This is a genomic window from Prosthecobacter sp., from assembly GCF_044232965.1.
Classification (GTDB): domain Bacteria; phylum Verrucomicrobiota; class Verrucomicrobiia; order Verrucomicrobiales; family Verrucomicrobiaceae; genus Prosthecobacter.
The window spans coordinates 1-4,724 of record NZ_JBIIKX010000143.1; the positions used below are offsets into that span (position 1 = coordinate 1).

Consider the following 4,724-nt stretch of genomic DNA (forward strand, 5'->3'; position numbering starts at 1 on the left):
GAAAAGAGCGAACCATCCGCGAGTTCGACGATGCCCGGCTCCTGCAAGCCCGTGCCGCTACGCATGGGCAAGGCCCACCAGCTTGCCGACTCCTGCCATGTCGTCCCATCGTCGTCTGAGTAGATCCACATCGTGATGGCTCGCACGTCGAAAGACTTGCTGCTCTGCGGATCACTGCCGCGAGAGCGATGGAAAGCCAGAGGGACGATCAGTCGCCCCCTACTGGTTTGAATGACGCGGTCATTGTTCATCACGAAGTATCCCGGCGCATCGAGAATACCCTTCGCCTCCGACCACGTCTGCCCATCATCGCTCGAGAGACGCATCTGCGGGCGGCAATCGATCCAACTGTTTTTCAAAAGATAAAACATCGCCAGCTTCCCGCTCGCCAGCCGCAGCAGCGACACGCTCATCACATTGTTGCCGCCCACATTCTCCACCACGGCCACCGGCTCACTCCACGTGCGCCCCTGATCGTCCGAGTGGATGCGCACGATCCGCGCCGGGCTGTGGTCCGCCCCGCCGCCGTGGAACTGCGTGTAACAAAAAATGATCCGTCCGGATGTCAGCGCGGCAAAGCTGCCTTCCGAGCTGCGCGGATGTTCCTTCGTGGGCTCGTTGGTGATCGAGATTCTATTCTCCGGCGTGTTGATCGGCTCAGCGGCGAATGTGGATATTCCGGTCTGAAGAAATGTGGCGACGAGGAGAAGAAATGTCCCAGGTGGAAGTAGTTTCATGGAATCGGATAGGTAAGAGAAATCGGGCGCATTACTTCAGACCGCGCACCGGACGCATCGGCGGCAGCGCGATCATCTTCGTTTCGTCCGCCGCCTCACGCGCCCGCAACGCGATTTCGGTGCTGCGGAAACAATCATCCGCCGTGATGCGCGGCACCGCACCACCGCGCAGGAACTTCACGAACTCGACGAACAGATTCTCCGTCTCGCCAAAGGGAATCCGCTCCGTCTTGTCGCCCGTGATGAGCGAGATCGTCTCGTCGCCTTCATTCACCTCGACGACCCCTTTTGTGCCGGCCACGCGCAGACGGTCATCGCTATGCGTCGCCGCTTTCGCAGGCCGCAGATAGTCGATGCGCGCCGTGACCGACGCACCATTCGACAACTCCCCGAGCACCGACGCATGGCATTCCGTCTCGCCCATCTCGGGTCGTCCGATTTTGCCATGAATCGCCGCGAGGTGAATGAAATCGAGCCCCGTGACCCAGCGGATCGTGTCCAGCGAATGAATGCCGATGTAGGGAATCGTGCCCCCAAGCCGCGCCCTGCTTTTGAACCACTCCGCCCGCTCACCCCACTTGTAAGACTTCTGCGTCGTCACCTGACACACCTCGCCGATGTCCCCGCGCTGGATGATCTCGCGCACCCGCGCATTCTTCGGCTGATGCCGCAGTTCCAGCAGCATCGTGAGCTGCGACTTCGACTTCGCGAACGCCGCCCGCACTCGCTCCAGATCCGCCATCGTCGTCACCAGCGGCTTCTCTGAAACGATATGCACCCCACGCTCCATCAACGCCAGCAACTGCTCGACACGCCCCCCGCTTTCCCCCGCCACGCAGCACACATCCGGCATCGTATGCTCCACAAGATGCCGCCACTGCTCATAAGTCTGCGCCTTCGCCAGCAGCGGATCTTTCTTCACCAACGACGCCAGCAACGCCGCATCATCCTCCGCCGCCGCCACGACTTCCACATCGTCCAGCAACTTCGCCCCCGCCAGCACCGAGCCGACATGTCCTTTGAGACCGATGAATGCGAGTTTCATGCGTGTGTCGCTGAGTCTATGGGGATGACTGACACGCTTCTATGGCTTGGTTGGTTTGGCAGCATCCAGCCGCGCCTTTTCCTCCGCCTCGCGTTTCTGCACGTCCTTGGGATGCTTTGAAAAAGACTCGAACACATCGCCGACGACGCGATCCGCGAGCGCACCGAGTTGTTTCAAGATGATCGGCTCAGCCTCTGGCGACAGCACGGAGCGATTCGGTTCGTAGCCGCCGACCTTGTGCGCATCAGCAGTCGCGATGTAGCCGATGTTGCCATTGGAATAGCCGACGATGATCGGCGTGGCACGATCTGCGATGGCTTTTTCGAGTTTGAAACCATACTCAACCATTGGCTCACCCGGCATCGTGAGAAACAGGAACGGCCCAATCTTCATCGCCATCAACTCCGAGGGCACGGGACCTTCTTTGCCGGGTAGATCTATGGTTTCGCTGGCCACGCGAATTTGGTAGAACGACTCGCGCTTCTTCAACTGCTCGCGGGTCATGCTGTAAGCCGCCACACGCGTCACCGCGCCGCCAAGGTCACGGCCCGCCCATTGGATGTCCGCCTCGTCCGCACAGCGATACGGATAGCCCGGCAAGTTGGGCCGGATGTCACCCGCGCAGCCTTGCATGAACATCACGCTCGTCTTCTGCGCATAGACGCTCTCGACAAACGTCTGCGCCTCACCGGGAAAGTCCGCCGTCATCTTCGGGTAGCCTTTCGGATAAGGCTGAGATCCTTTGTCGCCCCAGGTGAAGAAGCAGGGATGACACACCGCGTGCATGATCACCGCCACCGGCGTGAGCGACTTGCCATCATCGAAGCGCAGCACCTTCACACGCGGATCATTCGGTCCGTCAGGATTCAAACGCACCACCGCACGACCATCGATGGTTTTGCGCCGCTGGATGCCAAAACCGATGTGATCCTCGCCGTAGCCGATGCTGACCGTGTGTATATTCCCCGCCGCTTCCTTCGCTGCCGCCGTGAGCTTCTTGATCAACTCTGATGCCCAACGCAAGTTCTCCACATAACCCGGCCCTGAGTGATTGTGCGACGCGGTCACCATGATGTTCGCCGCCGGCACGCCCGTCTCCTTTTCAATGCTCGCTCGCGCCAGCTTCACCATGTCCTCCCACGCCCCGATGGTATCCATCGTCACGATCGCCGCTTTCGTCTCCCCATCGTCGAGAATGAGCACGCCTGCTCGCAAAGGATCTCGCACGCCAGTCACCTCCCGCCGATGTCCGACGACCGTGATGCCCGCAACATCCGTCGGTGTGATGTCCACCTTCGCCACGCCGACCTTGAGATTCGACGTGACGGGAAACTGTCCGTCGATGATTTGGGAATAAGCTGACGCCAGAGCGAGCCATCCCGTGGCAACGATGATGAGATGAGTTTTCATGCCTGAGCAATACACCCGCCTCCCACCGCATTTCACATCTTTACTGACAACAGTAAGGAAAAGCCGTTTACGCTGCGGCTAAAACCGTTGCTGGTCTGCCTTGCTCGGCGGCGGGCGCACGAGGTCTTGCCGGCGGACAACTGGATGTCATTCGTGCGCGTGGTGTTTGCCGACCGCCATCGCACCACGCCGCGCACGCTCACCATCGTCGCACCCGCCCCCATGCTCTCCGGTGCGTTGCGCAAGCCGATCATCCAGTATCGCAAAGCGCATCCGAACGTGAAGCTCACGCTAATCGACCGCCCTTCGAACGCCGCGCGAAAGGTCATCGAAAACGACGAGGCTGACATCGTCGCCTTTGGCGCGCTATCCATTCCTCCTCATCTGCCAGAAGATGCATCCTCTCGCCACCTCCCGCCGCATCACGCTGGCCGATCTCGTCAAACAGCCGCTCGTGCTCAGTGCCGAAGACTCCAGCTCACATCGGCAAATCCGCCACATCTTTGAGCAAGCCAATCTCGCCGACCGAATTAACGTCACCATGACCGCGACCAATCACGCCCTGCTACCAGGCTACGTCGCCATCGGCTTCGGCATCGCCATTGGGACCAGCGCTCAAGCCGCCAAGCTCCCCAAGCCCGCCGCCGGAGAAGCCGAACTGACCATACGCGATATCACGAGCCTCTTCGGCCACGAAGAGGTCGTCCTCCTCCACCGCAAAGGTCGCCACGAACTCCCGCATGTGAGGGCGTTCAGTGAAATCGTGCTGAAAGCCATGAGTGAAATGTAGCTCCACAAGTTCAGCAAAGTGCTTCGGCCTTCATTCGAGGATCGGTTACGCTCAACTCATCAAGCACTCGCGTGTTGGCCTCGTGGTCCGGTGGTTCACCATGGTCGGACAGATGAAACCGCCTTTTATCCTGCCGATGGATTCCCAGCCGATGCCACTCTCACGAGCTAGTCTGGACGTTGTTCAAACTCATCGTTTCCCAGAGTTCCTGCAAGCGCCCTGGTAGCCGATCGTGGATGCGCTTGGCGTAATCGTGGGCGTTGTGATGGCGGGCATGATGGCACATGCGGATGGAGAAGCTCAGTGCGCTTTTTTGCGAAGGGCGGGACTCATGCTTTCATTGCCCCTGCGGATGGCAGTGGAGCCAGCCAACAGGGCGGCGATGATGGGGACGCTTCTTTATTCATGCGTCTGCTAGAAAATTGTTTTGGCAGGCTGCCGCGCGCCGATGTGAGCCGCTCCGTGCAAGGGAATCTCTTTCCGTGCGCGTCTGTGTCCTTGGGTAGGCGCCCCACCAAGCAAATTCCATGAGAACGCAAATTTGTGCTTTCCACTTTTTTCGAGTTCCAGGCTGTCATGAAGCCTTTCCAAGTTCAAGCAGGCAGGCGCATACTTACCCCTCCAACGGCTTGCACCAGCACGTAAATGCTTACCAAACGAGCATCCCGCGCTGGCTTGATGTGGGACATTGCCTCTGATTTTCCGACCCCTTCTCACTTCCTCTCACCGTCAGGTTGCAGGC

General features: G+C 59.5%; 5 protein-coding genes. 1 reads left to right on the plus strand and 4 read right to left on the minus strand.

Features of this window, described 5'->3' with window-relative positions:
• The 4 genes from ACILSI_RS26645 to ACILSI_RS26660 all read right to left on the minus strand — a co-directional run.
• Nucleotides 1-737: sialidase family protein (locus ACILSI_RS26645; RefSeq protein WP_395724968.1), on the minus strand; the 737-nt coding region annotated here is incomplete at its 3' end.
• 31 nt (nt 738-768) lie between these two features.
• Nucleotides 769-1,782: a Gfo/Idh/MocA family protein gene (locus tag ACILSI_RS26650; protein WP_395724969.1), complete on the minus strand. Its 1,014-nt coding sequence runs from the start codon at nt 1,780-1,782 to the stop codon at nt 769-771.
• A 39-nt stretch (nt 1,783-1,821) separates the two neighbouring features.
• Nucleotides 1,822-3,192 (minus strand): hypothetical protein, encoded by a 1,371-nt coding sequence (locus ACILSI_RS26655; RefSeq protein WP_395724970.1) that lies wholly within the window; start codon nt 3,190-3,192, stop codon nt 1,822-1,824.
• A gap of 32 nt (nt 3,193-3,224) precedes the next feature.
• Nucleotides 3,225-3,566 carry a hypothetical protein gene (locus ACILSI_RS26660; protein ID WP_395724972.1) on the minus strand — a complete coding sequence of 114 codons (342 nt, stop codon included), beginning with the start codon at nt 3,564-3,566 and terminating at the stop codon, nt 3,225-3,227.
• Between ACILSI_RS26660 and ACILSI_RS26665 the strand changes: the two genes are divergently transcribed.
• The gene (locus ACILSI_RS26665) at nt 3,551-3,982 is read left to right on the plus strand and encodes a LysR family transcriptional regulator substrate-binding protein (RefSeq protein ID WP_395724971.1); all 432 of its coding nucleotides are present in this window, start codon (nt 3,551-3,553) and stop codon (nt 3,980-3,982) included. The genes ACILSI_RS26660 and ACILSI_RS26665 overlap by 16 nt on opposite strands.
• Nucleotides 3,983-4,724 lie beyond the last annotated feature (742 nt).

Coding starts and splice junctions, on each gene's coding strand:
- ACILSI_RS26655 (WP_395724970.1), bottom strand. CDS start 3,192: ATGAAAACTCATCTCATCATCGTTGCCACGGGATGGCTCGCTCTGGCG.
- ACILSI_RS26660 (WP_395724972.1), bottom strand. CDS start 3,566: ATGGATAGCGCGCCAAAGGCGACGATGTCAGCCTCGTCGTTTTCGATG.
- ACILSI_RS26650 (WP_395724969.1), bottom strand. CDS start 1,782: ATGAAACTCGCATTCATCGGTCTCAAAGGACATGTCGGCTCGGTGCTG.